This window comes from Micromonospora sp. B9E7 (assembly GCF_039871815.1).
Taxonomy (GTDB): domain Bacteria; phylum Actinomycetota; class Actinomycetes; order Mycobacteriales; family Micromonosporaceae; genus Micromonospora.
In genome coordinates this window covers 129257-144953 of the sequence record NZ_JBDPLX010000008.1, presented here as the reverse complement: position 1 = coordinate 144953, position 15697 = coordinate 129257, and the positions used below count along the sequence as shown (strand labels likewise).

Below are 15697 nucleotides of genomic sequence, written 5' to 3'. Positions count from 1 at the left end.
AACGGCCGGGCAACGCGGGCAGCCTCTGGTTGGATCAACGGAGGACGCCAGCGGAGGAGTCGGACGTGAGTGGTCAGGATGAGGTTGTCCACATCGGGGGTTACACCGCCGAGAGTGGTGGGCGGGGCAGCGGCATCGTCGCGGCGCGCCGCGATCCGGCGACCGGGGCGCTGACTCCGCTCGGCACGGCGGCGGTCACCGCGTCCCCCTCGTTCCTGGCGCGGCACCCCAGCCAGCCGGTGCTCTACGCGGTCAACGAGTTGACGGACGGCGAGATCAGCGCCTGGCGGGTCGGGTCGGAGGGCGAGCTGGCTCCGCTCGGCAGCCGGTCCACCGGGGGTGCCGAGCCGTGCCACCTGGCGGTGATGCCCGACGGCGGCCATCTGCTGGCGGCCAACTACGGCAGCGGCAGCATCGCGGTCTTCCCGCTGGACGCGCAGGGCGTGCCCGGCGAGCGCACCGACCTGGTGGTGCACGAGGGCCACGGCCCCGACCCGGACCGTCAGGACCACGCGCACGCCCACATGGTCTCCCCGGGTTCCGGTCGGGGGCCGATCTTCGCGGTCGACCTCGGCACCGACTCGGTCTACCGCTACGACCTGGACGGCGCGAGCGGACGGCTGGTGCCCCGCGCGCCGCGGGTCCGCACGACGCCGGGCACCGGGCCCCGGCACCTGGCCCGGCACCCGGACGGACGGCGCTGTTACCTCGTCGGTGAGCTGGACGCCTCGGTCACCGCGTACGAGCTGACCGACGGCGCTGCGTTGCACCAGCACGGTCGGGTCGAGGCGAGCGGGCGGTCCGGCCATGTCCAGCCGTCGGAGATCGCGGTCTCCCCGGACGGGCGGTTCCTCTATGTCGGCAACCGCGGGGTGGGGACGGTGGCCGTCTTCACCCTCGCGGGGGACCTGCCCGAGTTGGTGGCCGAGGTGGACACCGGTGGTGAGTGGCCCCGACACTTCGCGCTGATCGGGGAACACCTCTACGTCGCCGACGAGCGGGCGGACATGGTGCGGGTCTTCCGGCGCGACGCCGACACCGGCGTCCCGGAGGCGGTCGGCGAGCCGGTGCCGGTGTCGAGCCCGACCTGTGTGCTGCCCTGAGCGACCGAGCCGAGATGTGAGGACAGCGCCGATTTGGCAACGCCACGGGGCGGCTGCGTCACTCTGTGTTGCTAAAAGGTGGTCAACTGTTTCTCCTCCGTAACTTTAGTCCGAACGGATGTGGCAGAGAGGGCACCTTGTACGCAAGATGGTCACCGTGTCAGCAGGCCGCCATCGCATGCGTTCGAAACTCCACCTAGCAGCCGCCGCCGCAACGGCGGGGGTGCTCGTCGTCACGACGGGCGCGTGGTTCGGCTATCGGGAGTTGATCAAACCGAGTTGCTCCGGGGAGATCCGGCTCGCCGTGGCGGTCGCCTCCGAGCTGGCGCCCGCGGTGGACGCCGCCGCCTCCCAGTGGGTCAAGGACGGCGCCGCGGTGGGCCCCACCTGCATTCGGGTCGACGTCTCGGCGTCCGACCCGGTCGACGTGGCCGCCGTGGTGGCGGCGAAGCACGGAGCCGTCCTGGCTGGTGTGGGGCAGGCCAGCGGCACCGCCGTCAGCCCTGACGTGTGGGTGCCCGACTCCTCGACCTGGCTGCTGCGGTTGAAGAAGGACGCGACGGCGTTCGCTCCGACCAACGGCGCGTCCATCGCGCGCAGCCCCATCGTCGTCGCGATGCCTGAGCCGATCGCCACCCGGCTGGGCTGGCCGGACAAGAAGTTCAACTGGACCGATCTGCTCAAGCAGGTCAACAACTCCAGCGCGCCCCTGCGGACCGGGATCGTCGAGCCGACCCGCGACGCGGCGGGTCTGTCCGGCCTGCTCTCGTTGACCGCAGCGGCCAACGCCGCCGGCGGGGACGCCCAGCGCAACACCGTCGGCGCGCTTCGGGCACTGGCCACCGGGCGCTCGTCGCTGCGCAACGACCTGCTGGCTCGTTTCCCGACCGCCAACGACGCGACGTCCATCGCCAGTGGTCTCGGCGCGGCGGCCCTGTCCGAAGAGGACGTGATCGCCTACAACAGCAAGAAGCCGCCGGTGCCGCTCGCCGCGCTCTACATGGAGCCGGCGCCGATGCCGCTGGACTACCCGTACGCGGTGCTGCCCGGCATCGAGCCGAGCAAGGCGTCCGCGGCCCGGGTGCTGTTCGAGCTGCTCACCAGCCCCACCTTCCGGAACCGGCTGGCAGCGCAGTCGCTGCGCGCGCCGGACGGCAACTGGGGTGAGGGCTTCAAGGCGCCGCAGGGTGCCCCCAGCCCGTCGGGCGGCGCGCCGACCGCACCGGCCAACGGTGGCACCGCCGCGGGTGGCCTCGACCCGGCGGCGATCCAGCGGGTTGTCTCCAGCTGGTCGATCGCCACCCAGTCCGGTCGGATGCTGGCCGTCATCGACGTCTCCGGCTCGATGAAGGACCCGGTGCCCTCCGCCAACAACCGGAGCCGGGAGGAGGTCACCGTGGACGCGGCCCGCCGCGGCCTCGGCCTCTTCGACGACTCCTGGTCGATCGGCCTGTGGACCTTCTCCACGAAGCTGGTCGGCAACCGGGACTATCGACAGTTGGTCCCCATCGGGCCGCTCTCCGCGCAGCGGGCCCAGCTGGAGGGGGCGCTCGCCACAGTCAAGCCGTCCAGCGGCGACACCGGCCTCTACGACACCATGCTCGCCGCGTACCAGGCCGTGCAGGAGGACTGGCAGCCCGGCCGGGTCAACTCGATCGTGCTGTTCACCGACGGCAAGAACGAGGACGACGACGGCCTCAACCAGCAGCAGTTGCTCGCCAAGCTCAAGCAGGCCGCCGACCCGGAGCGGCCGGTCCAGGTCATCATGATCGGTATCGGCGAGGGCGTCAGCAAGGCCGAGCTGGAGTCGATCACGAAGGTGACCGGTGGCGACGTCTTCGTCACCAAGGACCCGAGCGAGATCGGCAGCATCTTCCTCAGCGCCATCGCACGGCGTCCACCAGCACCGCGCTGATCCGACACTCAGACGCCAAAGGGCCTGCCGTACCGTCGATCGGTGTGGCAGGCCCTTTGGCCGCCGGGCTGAGGAAAAGTGACGGCAATACGTCGGAAGCAATCGGCAGTCATAGTTGTCAAGGCAGGATGACGACTGTTCCGGCATGGTCGGTCCGCCTCCGGTCCGAACTGTCAGCCGGGGCCATCCTGAACAGAGTGGGAGGGCCGGTGAGTGCGGCGACACTGTTGACCCCCGCCACGTCGGCGGAGTCGGACGGCCGTCCTGCCGGGCTGGTGGCCCGGGCCGACGAACGGTCCTACGTCCGGGTTCTGGTGGTCCTGGACACCACCATCCTCATCATCGCGCTGCTCATCGGGTACGTCACCCGCTTCGGTGACGACGAGCCGACCGGCTCGGAGGTCCCGTACGTGCTGGTCGCCCCCGGGTTGGTGCTGGCCTGGCTGATCTCGCTCAAGGCGCTCGGCTGCTACGACGACCGGGTGATCGGCTACGGGGCGGACGAGTACCGGCGGGTCAGCTCCGCCAGCCTGCGGCTGGCCGGTGCGATCGCCATCATCGGCTACATCGCCGACGTCGGCGTCTCCCGGGGCTTCCTCGGCATCTCCTTCGCGGTGGGCACCGTCGGGCTGGAGGTGGCGCGGTTCGCCGCCCGCAAGCGTCTGCACCGGGCCCGCTCGGTGGGCGCCGGCTGGTCCCGAAAGGTGCTCGTGGTCGGCGACACCGCCCACGTGTTGGAGTTGGTCCACACGCTGCGCCGCGAACCGTACGCCGGCTATCAGGTGGTGGGCGCGTGCATTCCGGACGCGTTGCTCGCACCGGTGGCGCAACGGCTGGGTGACGTGCCGGTGGTGGGGTCGTTCCGGGGCATTCCGGAGGCCGCCACCGCGATCGGCGCGGACACGGTCGCGGTGACCGCGTCCGGGGAGCTGACCGCGACCCGGCTGCGTCGCCTCGGCTGGCAGTTGGAGGGGACCGGCGTCGACCTGGTCGTGGCACCCGCGCTGACCGACGTCGCCGGCCCGCGAATCCACACCCGCCCGGTTGCCGGGCTGCCGCTGATCCACGTCGAGGCCCCCGAGTTCCGCGGCGCGCGCAAGCTGGTGAAGGGCCTTGTGGACCGGTCCGCCTCGTCGTTGGCGTTGGCGCTGCTGCTGCCGCTGATCGCGTTCGTCGCCCTGGCCATCAAACTGGACAGCCGGGGTCCGGTGCTGTTCCGACAGGTCCGCGTCGGCCGGGGCGGGCAGGAGTTCGGCGTGTTCAAGTTCCGCACCATGGTGGTCGACGCCGACGCCATGCTCGCCGAGTTGACCGCCCGCAACGAGACCGACGGGTTGATGTTCAAGATGCGCCAGGACCCTCGGGTCACCCGCGTCGGCCGGTTGCTGCGCAAGTGGTCGCTGGACGAGCTGCCGCAACTGGTCAACGTCCTGTTGGGTCAGATGAGCCTGGTCGGGCCCCGCCCGCCGCTGCCCTCGGAGGTGGCCCGCTACGACGGCGACGTGGCCCGACGGCTGTTGGTCAAGCCCGGCATGACCGGCCTCTGGCAGGTCAGTGGCCGCTCCGACCTGAGCTGGGAGGACGGCATCCGGCTCGATCTCTACTACGTGGAGAACTGGTCGCTCGCCGCCGACCTCACCATCCTCTGGAAGACCTTCGGTGCCGTCCTGAACGGCCGCGGGGCGTACTGACCGCACCGGTCACGGTTGCGGGCCGGTCCAGTCCAGGCAGACGACCACCGCGTCGTCGACCAGGTCACCCGCCACGAACGCGCGCAGGTCACCGATCAGCGACCGGACGGCGTCCAGTGGCTCCATCGACCCCGTCCGGCGCAGGAACCGGTCGAGTGCCGTCTCGCCGTAGCGGGTGTGCTGCCCGGTGGCCTCCAGCACCCCGTCGCCGACGACGAAGATCCGGTCGCCGCGTTCCAGTGGGAACTTCTGCTCGTGGTAGTCGGTCGCCTCGAACATGCCGAGCGGGAACTGCGCCTCCAGAGGCTGCTCGATGACCTTCCCGGCGCGCAGGATGACCAGCCGCGGTGAACCCGCGTCGACCACTGTCATCATGCCGGAGCGTAGATCCAACTGCATCAGCAACGCGGAGAGGTGCTGCTCGCCCCGGTACAGGTCGTAGAGTGCCTGGTCGGCGAGGGCGGCCTGGTCGGCCAGGCTCAGCCCGGCGCGGCGCGCGTTGCGCAGCGCGTGGGTGGCCAACGAGGTGAGCAGGGACGCGGCGACGCCCTCACCGCTGCCGTTGACGGTGGACAGCCAGAGCTGCTGCCCGTCGTCGGACCAGTCGAAGCTGTCTCCGCGTACCGTGTACGCCGGTTCCAACTGCCCGGCCAGGCTGAACGACGGCCGGATCCGGCTGCGGCCGGGGAGCAGGTCCCACTGCATCTCGGCGGCCAGGGTGAGGCGCTGTGCGCGCCGTGCCGACCGGTAGACGTCGGTGCCGGCGGAGACCGCCGCCAGTTCGTGAGCGAGCGCGGTGGCGATGTCGACCACCGCGGTGACGACGTCCGGGTCGTCCGGGACGGGCGACAGGAACAGGACGCCCCGGCGCTCTCCCCGCATCGTGACCGGGATCCAGGCGCTGCCGTCGGAGAGGATCGGTGACTGGTGGTCGAACGCGCGCCAGGCAGGGTGCCCCGGGGTCGTGATCGGGTCACCCTCGGTGAGCGGGAGAAGCTCGGCGAGACGGTAGTCGACCTGGTACAGCTCGACGTCGGTGATTCCGTACGACCGGGCCAGCACGTCCCCGACACCACCGACGATCCGGTCGGCCGGTGTCTCATTCAGGGCCTGTCGTGCCTGATTGACCGGTTCGCTCATGCTGGCTCCCTCGCTAAAGCTCGACCACCAGTGGGTTCGGAGTACTCTCGGGCCACCATGGCCGAACTGAACGGTCCGACGGACCCCGAGACGAGTATGGCTGCCGCGCTGGACACGGTGGCCGCTTCCCTGCTGGGCATCTGGGAATCCGCCCGCGAGGGGACCGCCAACCGCGTCTCCGGTGCGCAGCTACGGGCGGTAATGGTGGTGGAGCAGGCCGACGGGATCAACCTGCGTCGGCTCGCCACCCAGCTCGACATGCTGCTCAGCTCTGCCAGCCGCCTCTGCGACCGGCTGGTCGCCGCCGGCATGCTGGAACGTGAGCCGGGCCGTTTCGACCGGCGGGAGATCTCGCTGCACCTCACTCCGGAGGCCCGCCGGCTCCTCGCTGAGCTGCGCGCCGACCGGCAGGCGCAGCTCGCCGCCGTACTGGCCGGGATGGGTCCGGAGGGCCGCGACGCGCTGCTGCGCGGGATGCAGGAGTTCGACGAGGTCGCTCGCCAGCAGCAGGCGGACACCACGCCGGTGGGCGAGGCGGTGGAGCAGGAGGACTGGCCGGGCGACCCGGACGGGCCGGGTGGGCCGGCTGGGCCCGCCGACCGGAGTCGGCAGACCCGCGTGCGATGGGACGACCCCTCGGGTGCCCCGGAAGGGTCGGCTGGCACCATCCGGGAGTGGCCGAACGGCGGGCCGGTGGCGAGGACCGCCTGATCGGGCAGTTCGGGGGTGGGGTGCGCCGGCCCCTCGCCGCCACCAGCGACGCCGGCACCCAGGCCGGAACTGTCGATCACGCCGGCACCGACGCGCGGAAGGCCAGCATCGCGATGTCGTCGTGGGCCTGTCCGTCCAGCCAGTCGTCGACGGTCTCGAGCACCCGGTGGATCAGCGCCGCGGGCGGCTGCCCGGCCGCCGACGCGACCACGGCACGCAGCCGGGCCTCACCGAACATTTCCGCGTCGCGCGGGCCGCGCGCCTCGGTGACCCCATCGGTGTACGCGAGCAGCAGGTCGCCGGGGTCGAGGTGCACCCGGGTTTCGGCGAATCGTGCGGCCGTCAGCGCCCCGACCGCGGTGCCGCCCACCGGCACCGGGGTGGCCGTGCCGTCGCTGGTGACCAGCAGGGGCGCCGGGTGACCCCCGCCGGCGATCCGGATGTCCACTCCGGCGGGGCCTCGGTCCAGGGAGCCGAGCAGCAGGGTGGTGAACTGGCTGCGTCGTGCCGCGTCCGGGGCGTCGAACAACGCCCGGTTGAGTAGATGGATCAGCTCCAGCGGGCGTTGCTCGACGAGCCGCAGCGTCTGCAGGGACTGGCGGACCCGGCCGGTCAGTACGGCCGCGCTCACGCCCCGGCCGCACACGTCGCCGAGCGCGAACAGGGCACCGCGCGGGTGCGGGAACACCTCGTAGAAGTCGCCACCGATGCGCAGGGTGTCCCCGGCGGCCCGGTAGCCGCCGGCCAGCGTCACGCCGGGCACGGTGGGTAGCTCGGGCGGGAGCAGGCTGGTCTGTAGCACCCGCGCCAGGTGGGCCTGCTCGCCGTGGAGGTCTGCGGTCGCCAGCGCGGCGCCCGCCCGGGCGGCGAACTCCCGGGCAAGCTCGATCTCGCGCTCGCCGAAGTCAGGCCGCCCGGCGCGTCGGACGAGCAGCAGAGCACCGGCCGACCCGTCGGCGCCAGGCATCGGGCAGACCAGCACCGCGCCCGGGGAGTCGAAACCGGGCGGCAGCGTGGTGGCCAGGTCGGTGAGCTCGGCGCTCCGCCAGGGGACCGGTTCGGCGAGGTCGCCGGCCAGCGCCTCGGCCAGCACGGGCACGGTGCGGGTCAGCGTCGCCGGGGCCAGCCCGCTGACCGGGGCGGGCTCGCCGTCGGAGTGCCGGAACCAACGGGCGTGCGGCTCGGTCGAGGTGGTCGGTCGGGGCAGTGCCACGGCGACGTCGGCCAGGTACGGCACGGCGAGTGTGGTGGTGGCCAGGAGCACCTGGTCCCGGTGCAGGGACATGCCGAGCCGGCTGCCCGCCTCGGCGAGGAACGCGGTGCGGGACCGTTCGGCACGTAGCGCGTCGGCGCGGTCGTGCTCTTCGGTGACGTCGCGGACGTACCACGCGAAACGGGGACCGGCGAGCTGCCGCCGGGCACCGCGCAGTCGTCGACCGTGGTGGTCGGCGTCGAAGCGGTCGGCGTCGGCGGCGACCGCCTGGGCCAGGGCCGCCACCGGGCATCGGGACAGCTCGGTGCCGACGGTGATCTCCGGGAGCAGCTCCGCCGCCATGGCGTTGAGCATGGTGACCCGGCCGGTCTCGTCCGTCGTCAGGACGGCCTCGGCGAGCCCGTCGAGCAGCTCGCGGGCCAACGGTGCGTCGGCGGGCAGCGGAGTGTCGCGGGGTTGCCGGGTCGTGGTCACTGCCGGACGCCGGCTCGCGACTGACGACTCCTGCGCATGCTGCTTCTCGACTCCTCACCCGGCATCGTTGCTGTGCGGCAAGGATAGCGATTCCCTCCGACAGACTCCCAGGGCGCGGCCCCGGTCAGCCGGAGCGGGCCAGCCAACCGGCGGGCTGGGCGATGATCCGACGGACGACCGAGCCGGCGGCACCCACCGCTGCGGCCTCCGCGCCGAGCGTGGACGGCCGGACCGTGACCGGTGACCAGGCGGCGGTCAGCACCCGGCCGGCGATCTCGGCGAGGACCGGAGGGCACAGCCAGGGCGCCAGGGCCGCGTAACCGCCGCCGAGCACCACGGTGTCCAGGTCGAGCAGGTTGACGACGCCGGCCACCGCCACACCGAGCGCCGTTCCGGCGTCGTGCAGCGCCCGAAGCGCGTCGGCGTCGCCGGCCTCGGCCAGCTCGGCCAGCCGCGCCGTGGCGGTGTCCGCCGGGAGTTCCGCCCGGGCCAGCCCGGCAGCGGTCACGATCGCCTCCTGGCCGGCGTACTGCTCCAGGCAGCCCTGACCGCCGCAACGGCACGGACGACCCTCGGGGTGGACCGGGAGGTGCCCGATCTCGCCGCTCCAACCGCGGACGCCGCGGAACAGCGCCCCGTCCAGCACGATGCCCGCGCCGATGCCCACCTCTCCGGAGATGTGCAGGAAGCTGGACGGGCCGGGCGGCCGGGAGTGCAGCTCACCGAGCGCGGCAAGGTTGGCCTCGTTGTCCACCACCAGGACGGGAACGCCGGGCACCTGCTCGACCAGTGGAGGATGCTCGGCGAGCAGAGCGGGCACCGGCACGTCCTGCCAGCCGAGGTTCGGCGCGAGCCGGACCAGGCCGGCGTCGTCCACCAGGCCGGGCACCGCGAGCGCGGCTCCGACCAGGGTGAGGCCCTGGTCCGCGGCGTCGTCCCGGGCGGCCCCGGCCATCTCGACCAGCTGGGCCAGGGCATCGGCGGGGGCCACCGGACGCAGGTCGGCCCGGTGGACCGTGCGGTGCCGCACCTCACCCGCGAGATCCACCACGCAGACCGCCAGGTAGTCGACGTTGACCTCCAGACCGAGCCCGGCCGGCCCCTGGTCGGCCAGGACCAGCCCGCGTGCCGGGCGGCCGGCGCCGGAGCGGGGAGCCGGGTCGGATTCGCTGACCAGGCGGCCGGCGAGCAGGTCCTCGACCACCGCGGACACGGTGGCTCTGGTGAGGCCGGTCGCGGTAGCCAGGTCGGCCCGGGACGGAGGGCGCTCGGCCGCGGCGATGCGCCCGAGCACCAGGGCGAGGTTGAGCTCGCGCAGACTGCCCTGACGGACTGCGCCGGCCGGGGCGTGGGTGAGGCTCACCCCTTGACAGTGCCATAGGGCGGGCAAATAATTCAATGGCTGAACAAATAGCGGACAACACCACCCCGGAGGTTGCTCATGGCACCCCGTCCCACTCCCGCCGACAAGTTCTCCTTCGGGCTCTGGACCGTCGGATGGCAGGCCCGTGACCCGTTCGGTGACGCCACGCGCCCCGAGCTCGACGCCGTCGAGGCAGTGCACCGGCTCGCCGAGCTGGGCGCGTACGGCATCACCTTCCACGACGACGACCTGATCCCGTTCGGCGCCGACGCCGCCACCCGTGACCAGCACATCGCGCGGTTCCGCAAGGCCCTCGACGAGACCGGCCTGGTGGTGCCGATGGTGACCACCAACCTGTTCACCCACCCGATCTTCAAGGACGGCGGCTTCACCAGCAACGACCGCGACGTCCGCCGCTACGCGCTGCGCAAGGTGCTGCGGCAGGTCGACCTGGCCGCCGAGCTGGGCGCGAGCACCTTCGTCATGTGGGGTGGCCGCGAGGGCTCCGAGTACGACCTCGCCAAGGACGTCCACGCCGCCCTGGACCGCTACCGCGAGGCCGTCAACCTGCTCACCCAGTACTCCATCGACAAGGGCTACAACCTGAGGTTCGCCCTGGAGCCCAAGCCCAACGAGCCGCGCGGCGACATCCTGCTGCCCACCATCGGGCACGCGCTCGGCTTCATCTCCCAGCTGGAGCACCCGGAGCTGGTCGGCCTCAACCCGGAGGTCGGGCACGAGCAGATGGCCGGGCTCAACTACGCCCACGGCATCGCCCAGGCGCTCTGGCAGGGCAAGCTGTTCCACCTGGACCTCAACGGCCAGCGCGGCATCAAGTACGACCAGGACCTGGTCTTCGGCCACGGTGACCTGATGAACGCGTTCGCCCTGGTGGACCTCCTGGAGAACGGCGGCCCCAACGGCGGCCCGGCCTACGACGGGCCCCGGCACTTCGACTACAAGCCCTCCCGCACCGAGGACATGGACGGCGTGTGGGCCTCCGCGGCCGCCAACATGAGCACCTACCTGCTGCTCAAGGAGCGCGCGGCGGCGTTCCGCGCCGACCCCGAGGTGGTCGAGGCGCTGGCCGCCAGCAAGGTCGGCGAGCTGAGCACGCCGACGCTCAACGACGGCGAGGGTTACGAGGAGTTCCTGGCCGACCGGTCCGCGTTCGAGGATGTCGACGTGGACGCGGTGGCCGCCCGGGGCTTCGCTTTCGTCCGGCTCAACCAGCTCGCCGTCGAGCACCTGCTCGGCGCTCGCTGAGGCCCCGCCATGCCGTTGGTCGCAGGCGTCGACTCGTCCACCCAGTCCTGCAAGGTCGTCATCCGGGACGCGGAGACCGGTGCCCTGCTCCGGCAGGGTCGGGCCGCACATCCGGATGGCACCGAGGTCGACCCGGAAGCCTGGTGGCAGGCGCTGCGTAGCGCTGCCGACCAGGCCGGCGGGTTGGCCGACGTGGCCGCGATCTCCGTCGCCGGCCAGCAGCACGGCATGGTCTGCCTCGACGAGGACGGCCGGGTGGTCCGCCCGGCGCTGCTGTGGAACGACACCCGATCCGCCGACGCCGCCGCCGACCTCGTGGAGGAGGCCGGCGGCGGCGCGGTCGGGCGTCGGTTCTGGGCCGAGGCCACGGGAAGCGTGCCGGTGGCCAGCTTCACCCTCACCAAGCTGCGGTGGCTGGCCACGCACGAGCCGGAGCTGGCCGCCCGGGTGGCGGCAGTGTGCCTGCCGCACGACTGGCTGACCTGGCGGCTGGCCGGCGCACCGGGGCTGGGCGCGCTGCGTACCGACCGGGGTGATGCCAGCGGCACCAGCTACTGGTCGCCGTCCACCGGCGACTACCGGATGGACCTGCTGGAACGGGGCTTCGGCCGGCGGTTGGTGGTGCCCCAGGTGCTCGGCCCGGGGGAGTCGGCGGGCAAGCTGGCCGACGAGTTCGGTGACGCGCTGCTCGGCGCCGGCACCGGGGACAACGCCGCCGCCGCGCTCGGCGTCGGTGCCGGGCCGGGTGACGTGATCGTCTCGATCGGCACCTCCGGCACCGTGTTCAGCGTCGCCGACGTGCCGGCCGCCGACGAGAGCGGTGCGGTGGCGGGCTTCGCCGACGCGTCCGGTCGGTTCCTGCCGCTGGTGGCCACGCTCAACGCCGCCCGGGTGCTGGACGCCGCCGCCGCGCTGCTCGGCGTCGGGCTGGACGAGCTGGCCGACCTGGCGCTCTCCGCACCGGCCGGGGCCGACGGGCTGGTCATGGTGCCGTACCTGGAGGGGGAGCGGACGCCGAACCGTCCACTCGCCACCGGCGCGGTGCACGGCCTGACCCTGCGCACGTCGACCCCCGCGCACCTCGCGCGGGCCGCCGTGGAGGGCATGCTCTGCGCGCTCGCCGACGGCCTGGAGGCGTTGACCGCGCAGGGTGCCAGCGCCCGTCGGGTCATCCTGGTCGGTGGCGGGGCCCGATCCGCCGCCGTCCGCCGGATCGCACCGCAGGTGTTCGGCTGCCCGGTGGTCGTCCCACCAGCTGGGGAGTACGTCGCCGACGGCGCCGCCCGGCAGGCCGCCTGGGTCGCCCTGGGCGATGCGACGCCGCCGGTGTGGGAGCTCAAGGGCACCGAGGAGTACGCGGCCGAACCCGTCCCCGCCGTGCGTGAGCAGTACGCGGCGGCTCGCGGACTGGTTCTCGACCGGCGCTGACCGTCGGGATCGACACGGGTGGGTGCCGGGGGAAGCTGACCGGCACCCACCCGCGTGACGAGGTCCTCAGCCGCGTCTGGTTTGCTGCCGGTCATGACGGTGACCAGTGGCGGGTCCGGCCGGGGCGGTCAGCAGCCCGCCCGTCGCCCGCCCGGCCGGGGCGGCGGCCCGGCGCACCGGTTGTACAGCGTCGTGGTGTTCGTGCTGCTCGCCTCGCTGGACAACGTGGCGATCGGGCTGGTCCCGCCGCTGTACGGCCCGATCTCCGACGCGTTCGACGTGTCGGGGCGACTGCTCGGTCTGGTCACCGCCGTCAGCTTCCTGGTCAGCGCGGTGGCAGCGGTCGGCTGGGCGTACGTCGGCGACCGGACCAACCGCAAGCCCCTGCTCATGGTGGGGACGTTGCTGTGGGCGGCGGGCACCGGCGGCAGCGCGCTCGCCGACGGTTACCTGACGTTCCTCGCGGGGCAGTTGATCGCGGCGGTCGGCCTCGGTGCGGTCGGCTCGGTCGGCTTCTCGGTGGTCACCGACCTGATCTCACCGACCCGGCGCGGGCTGGTGATGAGCTTCTGGGGCCTCTCCCAGGGGGTCGGCACCCTGGCGGGCACCCTCGTCGGCGGGCTGCTCGGTGCGACCGACTGGCGGCGGCCGTTCCTGATCCTGACCGGCGTCGGTCTGGTCGCCACCCTGGCCTACCTGTTCACGTACGACATCCGGCGCGGCCAGAGCGAACCGGAGTTGGCCTCCCGACTGGACGCCGGCGCCGAGTACGACTATCGGATCAGCCGGGCCGACCTACCGCGCATCCTGGCCCGACGCACCAACCGGTGGCTGATCCTGCAGGGCCTCACCGCGCAGGCCGCCTTCGGTTCACTGGTGTGGTTGCCGGTGCTCTTCGCCGAACGGGCCGAGGCGCAGGGCTACTCGACGTCGACGGCGGTGGTGGTGGGGAGCGTCTTCGCCACGCTGTTCCAGCTCGGCGGGGTGCTCTCCATCGTGGGCGGCCTGGTCGGCGATGCGGTGCAGCGGCGTACGCCGAGAGGACGCGCTCTGGTCGCCGCGATCGGCATCCTCGCCGCGTTGCCGTTCTACCTGGTGTTGTTCTTCGTACCGGTGACCATCGACGTGCCGGACGGCGCGAGCGGCGGCGCGGTGATCGGCGCGGTGCTGGCCAGCGTCTTCACCGAGCCGTCGGTGGGGCTGAGCCTGCTCACCGCGGTCGTGGCGCTCGCGCTGACCTCGGCCAACTCGCCGAACTGGTTCGCGCTGATCGCCGACGTCAACCCACCTGAGCACCGGGGCACGGTCTACAGCCTGGGCAACCTGGTCAACGGGGTCGGTCGGGCGGCCGGCAACGGGTTGGTCGGGGTGGCGTTCCAGGGGCTGCGCGCGGCATTCCCGCCGCCGTTGAACTTCGCCGTCGGGCTGGCCGCGTTCCAGCTCTTTTTCATTCCCACAGGTGTCATGTACTGGCTCGCCTCGCGGACCTCACCGGCCGACATCGAGAACGTGCACGACCTGCTGCACACCCGAGCCGACCGCCTCTGACCGCTCGCCGGGCCTCCGCCGCCCGCCACGACCTCACGCGCGCCCTGATCCACACAACATCAGGGAAAGTGCTGCCTCGGACGAGCGTGAGGGGCCAAGATCCCTGATGTTGTGCGGATCTTGGCCCCTCTTCAGCTCGGGTCGGGGTCAGGTCAGGCGCGCAGCCAGACGGTCACGTCGGTCGGGACCGCGCCGTCGTCGTCCAGCGGAGCGCTGGTGGCGAGCACCTCGGCACCGGCGGGCACCGGCACCGGGGCGGCGCCGAAGTTGGTCAGCACGGTCAGCCCACCGTTGCGGAAGGTCAGCACCTCGTCGCCGGAGGACAGCCACTCAAGGGTGCCGCGACCCAGCCCGTGGTCGCGGCGCAGCCGCAACGCCGTGCGGTACAGCTCGTACGTCGAGCCGGGCACGTCGCGCTGGCGGTCCAGCGCGTACTCCGCCCAGAGCGACGGCTGCGGCAGCCAGCTCGCGTCGGTGGGCCCGAAGCCGTACGACGGGGCGTCGGCCTCCCACGGGATCGGCACCCGGCAGCCGTCCCGGCCGCGTTGGGTGTGCCCGGTGCGTGCCCAGGTCGGGTCCTGCCGAGCCTCGTCCGGCAGCGTGGTGTGCTCGGGGAGCCCCAGCTCCTCGCCCTGGTAGAGGTACGCCGAGCCGGGCAGGGCGAGCATCAGCAGGGTGGCCGCACGGGCCCGGCGCAGGCCGAGCGCGGCGTCGGGCTGCGGGTCGCCGATGCCGATGCCGTTGGGGCGGCCACCGCCGATCGGCAGGCCGAGGCGGGACGCGTGCCGCACCACGTCGTGGTTGGACAGCACCCAGGTGGTCGGTGCGCCGACCGAGTCGGTCGCCTCCAACGAGCGGGTGATCACCGCGTACTGGGCCGGTGCGGTCCACGCGGCGAGCAGGTACTCGAAGTTGAACGCCTGGTGCATCTCGTCCGGCCGGACGTAGCGGGCCAGCCGCTCCGCCGGCTCCACCCATGCCTCGGCGACCAGTACCCGCTCCCCCGGGTAGCTGTCCAGGACCTGCCGCCACTGCCGGTAGATCTCGTGCACGCCCTCCTGGTCCCACATCGGCGGGCGTGGTTTGTCGACCTCGTTGCCGGAGAGGATCTCCTGCGGTTCCTGCCAGTCGGCCAGGTCGGCCTGCTTGACCAGGCCGTGTGCCACGTCCACCCGGAAGCCGTCCACCCCACGGTCCAACCAGAACCGCAGCACGTCCAGGAACTCGGCGCGCACCTCGGGGTTGTCCCAGTTGAGGTCCGGCTGGCCGGTGTCGAACAGGTGCAGGTACCACTGGCCGGGCTGCCCGTCCGGGTCCACCGTGCGGGTCCAGGCGGGTCCACCGAAGACGCTCTGCCAGTCGTTCGGCGGCTGGCCGCCGGCCGGGCCGAGACCGTCGCGGAAGATGTACCGGGACCGTTCCGGGCTGCCGGGCGGGGTGGGCAGGGCCTCCTGGAACCAGCGGTGTGCCGAGGAGGTGTGGTTCGGGACCAGGTCCACGATCACCCGCAGGCCGCGGGACCGGGCCTCGGCGATCAGCTTGTCCGCGTCGGCGAGGCTTCCGAACAGCGGGTCGACGTCGCGGTAGTCGGCCACGTCGTAGCCGGCGTCGGCCTGCGGCGACGGGTAGAACGGGGAGAGCCACACCGCGTCGACGCCCAGTTCGACCAGGTGGTCGAGGCGGGCGGTGATGCCGGGAAGGTCACCGATGCCGTCGCCGTCCGAGTCGGCGAACGAGCGGGGATAGATCTGGTAGATGGTCGCCTCGGTCCACCAGCCGGTGACCGGTGGACCGGAGGGGGTCTGCTGCGTCGGATCGGTGTTCAGGGTCTTCTCCCGTGTCGCG

Annotated in this window: 11 protein-coding genes; 7 read left to right on the top strand and 4 right to left on the bottom strand. The window is 72.5% G+C overall.

Annotated features, from left to right (window positions below; all coding sequences use genetic code 11):
* Positions 1-65 precede the first annotated feature (65 nt).
* From ABGB10_RS15785 to ABGB10_RS15775, 3 genes are all read left to right on the top strand, one after another.
* The gene (locus tag ABGB10_RS15785) at positions 66-1103 is read left to right on the top strand and encodes a lactonase family protein (protein WP_347661584.1); all 1038 of its coding nucleotides are present in this window, start codon (positions 66-68) and stop codon (positions 1101-1103) included.
* Between the two features lie 157 nt (positions 1104-1260).
* On the top strand, positions 1261-3018 hold the full coding sequence (locus tag ABGB10_RS15780) for a substrate-binding domain-containing protein (RefSeq protein ID WP_347661583.1): 1758 nt from the start codon (positions 1261-1263) through the stop codon (positions 3016-3018).
* A 209-nt stretch (positions 3019-3227) separates the two neighbouring features.
* The gene (locus ABGB10_RS15775) at positions 3228-4709 is read left to right on the top strand and encodes a sugar transferase (RefSeq protein ID WP_347661582.1); all 1482 of its coding nucleotides are present in this window, start codon (positions 3228-3230) and stop codon (positions 4707-4709) included.
* A 9-nt stretch (positions 4710-4718) separates the two neighbouring features.
* On the opposite strand, the gene ABGB10_RS15770 is transcribed toward ABGB10_RS15775, so the two are convergent.
* Positions 4719-5849 (bottom strand): PP2C family protein-serine/threonine phosphatase, encoded by a 1131-nt coding sequence (locus ABGB10_RS15770; RefSeq protein ID WP_347661581.1) that lies wholly within the window; start codon positions 5847-5849, stop codon positions 4719-4721.
* A gap of 57 nt (positions 5850-5906) precedes the next feature.
* On the opposite strand from ABGB10_RS15770, the gene ABGB10_RS15765 reads away from it, so the two are divergent.
* Positions 5907-6560, top strand: coding sequence for a MarR family transcriptional regulator (locus tag ABGB10_RS15765; RefSeq protein WP_347661580.1), 654 nt, complete (start codon positions 5907-5909; stop codon positions 6558-6560).
* Positions 6561-6636: 76 nt separating this feature from the next.
* Here ABGB10_RS15765 and ABGB10_RS15760 read toward each other — a convergent pair whose 3' ends face one another.
* Entirely contained in the window at positions 6637-8247 is a 1611-nt protein-coding gene (locus ABGB10_RS15760; RefSeq protein WP_347661579.1) for a PP2C family protein-serine/threonine phosphatase, read from the bottom strand.
* A 124-nt stretch (positions 8248-8371) separates the two neighbouring features.
* Positions 8372-9610: an ROK family transcriptional regulator gene (locus ABGB10_RS15755; protein ID WP_347661578.1), complete on the bottom strand. Its 1239-nt coding sequence runs from the start codon at positions 9608-9610 to the stop codon at positions 8372-8374.
* Between the two features lie 78 nt (positions 9611-9688).
* On the opposite strand from ABGB10_RS15755, the gene xylA reads away from it, so the two are divergent.
* The 3 genes from xylA (at position 9689) to ABGB10_RS15740 (ending at position 13852) form a co-directional block, all read left to right on the top strand.
* Positions 9689-10876 (top strand): xylose isomerase, encoded by a 1188-nt coding sequence (gene xylA / locus ABGB10_RS15750; RefSeq protein ID WP_347661577.1) that lies wholly within the window; start codon positions 9689-9691, stop codon positions 10874-10876.
* A 9-nt stretch (positions 10877-10885) separates the two neighbouring features.
* Positions 10886-12304, top strand: a complete 1419-nt coding sequence (gene xylB / locus ABGB10_RS15745) for a xylulokinase (RefSeq protein WP_347661576.1) — start codon at positions 10886-10888, stop codon at positions 12302-12304.
* Between the two features lie 93 nt (positions 12305-12397).
* A complete protein-coding gene (locus tag ABGB10_RS15740) occupies positions 12398-13852 on the top strand; it encodes an MFS transporter (protein ID WP_347661575.1) in 1455 nt (484 codons plus the stop codon).
* A gap of 152 nt (positions 13853-14004) precedes the next feature.
* On the opposite strand, the gene ABGB10_RS15735 is transcribed toward ABGB10_RS15740, so the two are convergent.
* Positions 14005-15678 carry a glycoside hydrolase family 13 protein gene (locus tag ABGB10_RS15735; RefSeq protein ID WP_347661716.1) on the bottom strand — a complete coding sequence of 558 codons (1674 nt, stop codon included), beginning with the start codon at positions 15676-15678 and terminating at the stop codon, positions 14005-14007.
* Between the last annotated feature and the right edge of the window lie 19 nt (positions 15679-15697).

Coding starts and splice junctions, on each gene's coding strand:
- ABGB10_RS15770 (WP_347661581.1), bottom strand. CDS start 5,849: ATGAGCGAACCGGTCAATCAGGCACGACAGGCCCTGAATGAGACACCG.
- ABGB10_RS15765 (WP_347661580.1), top strand. CDS start 5,907: ATGGCCGAACTGAACGGTCCGACGGACCCCGAGACGAGTATGGCTGCC.
- xylA (WP_347661577.1), top strand. CDS start 9,689: ATGGCACCCCGTCCCACTCCCGCCGACAAGTTCTCCTTCGGGCTCTGG.
- xylB (WP_347661576.1), top strand. CDS start 10,886: ATGCCGTTGGTCGCAGGCGTCGACTCGTCCACCCAGTCCTGCAAGGTC.
- ABGB10_RS15740 (WP_347661575.1), top strand. CDS start 12,398: ATGACGGTGACCAGTGGCGGGTCCGGCCGGGGCGGTCAGCAGCCCGCC.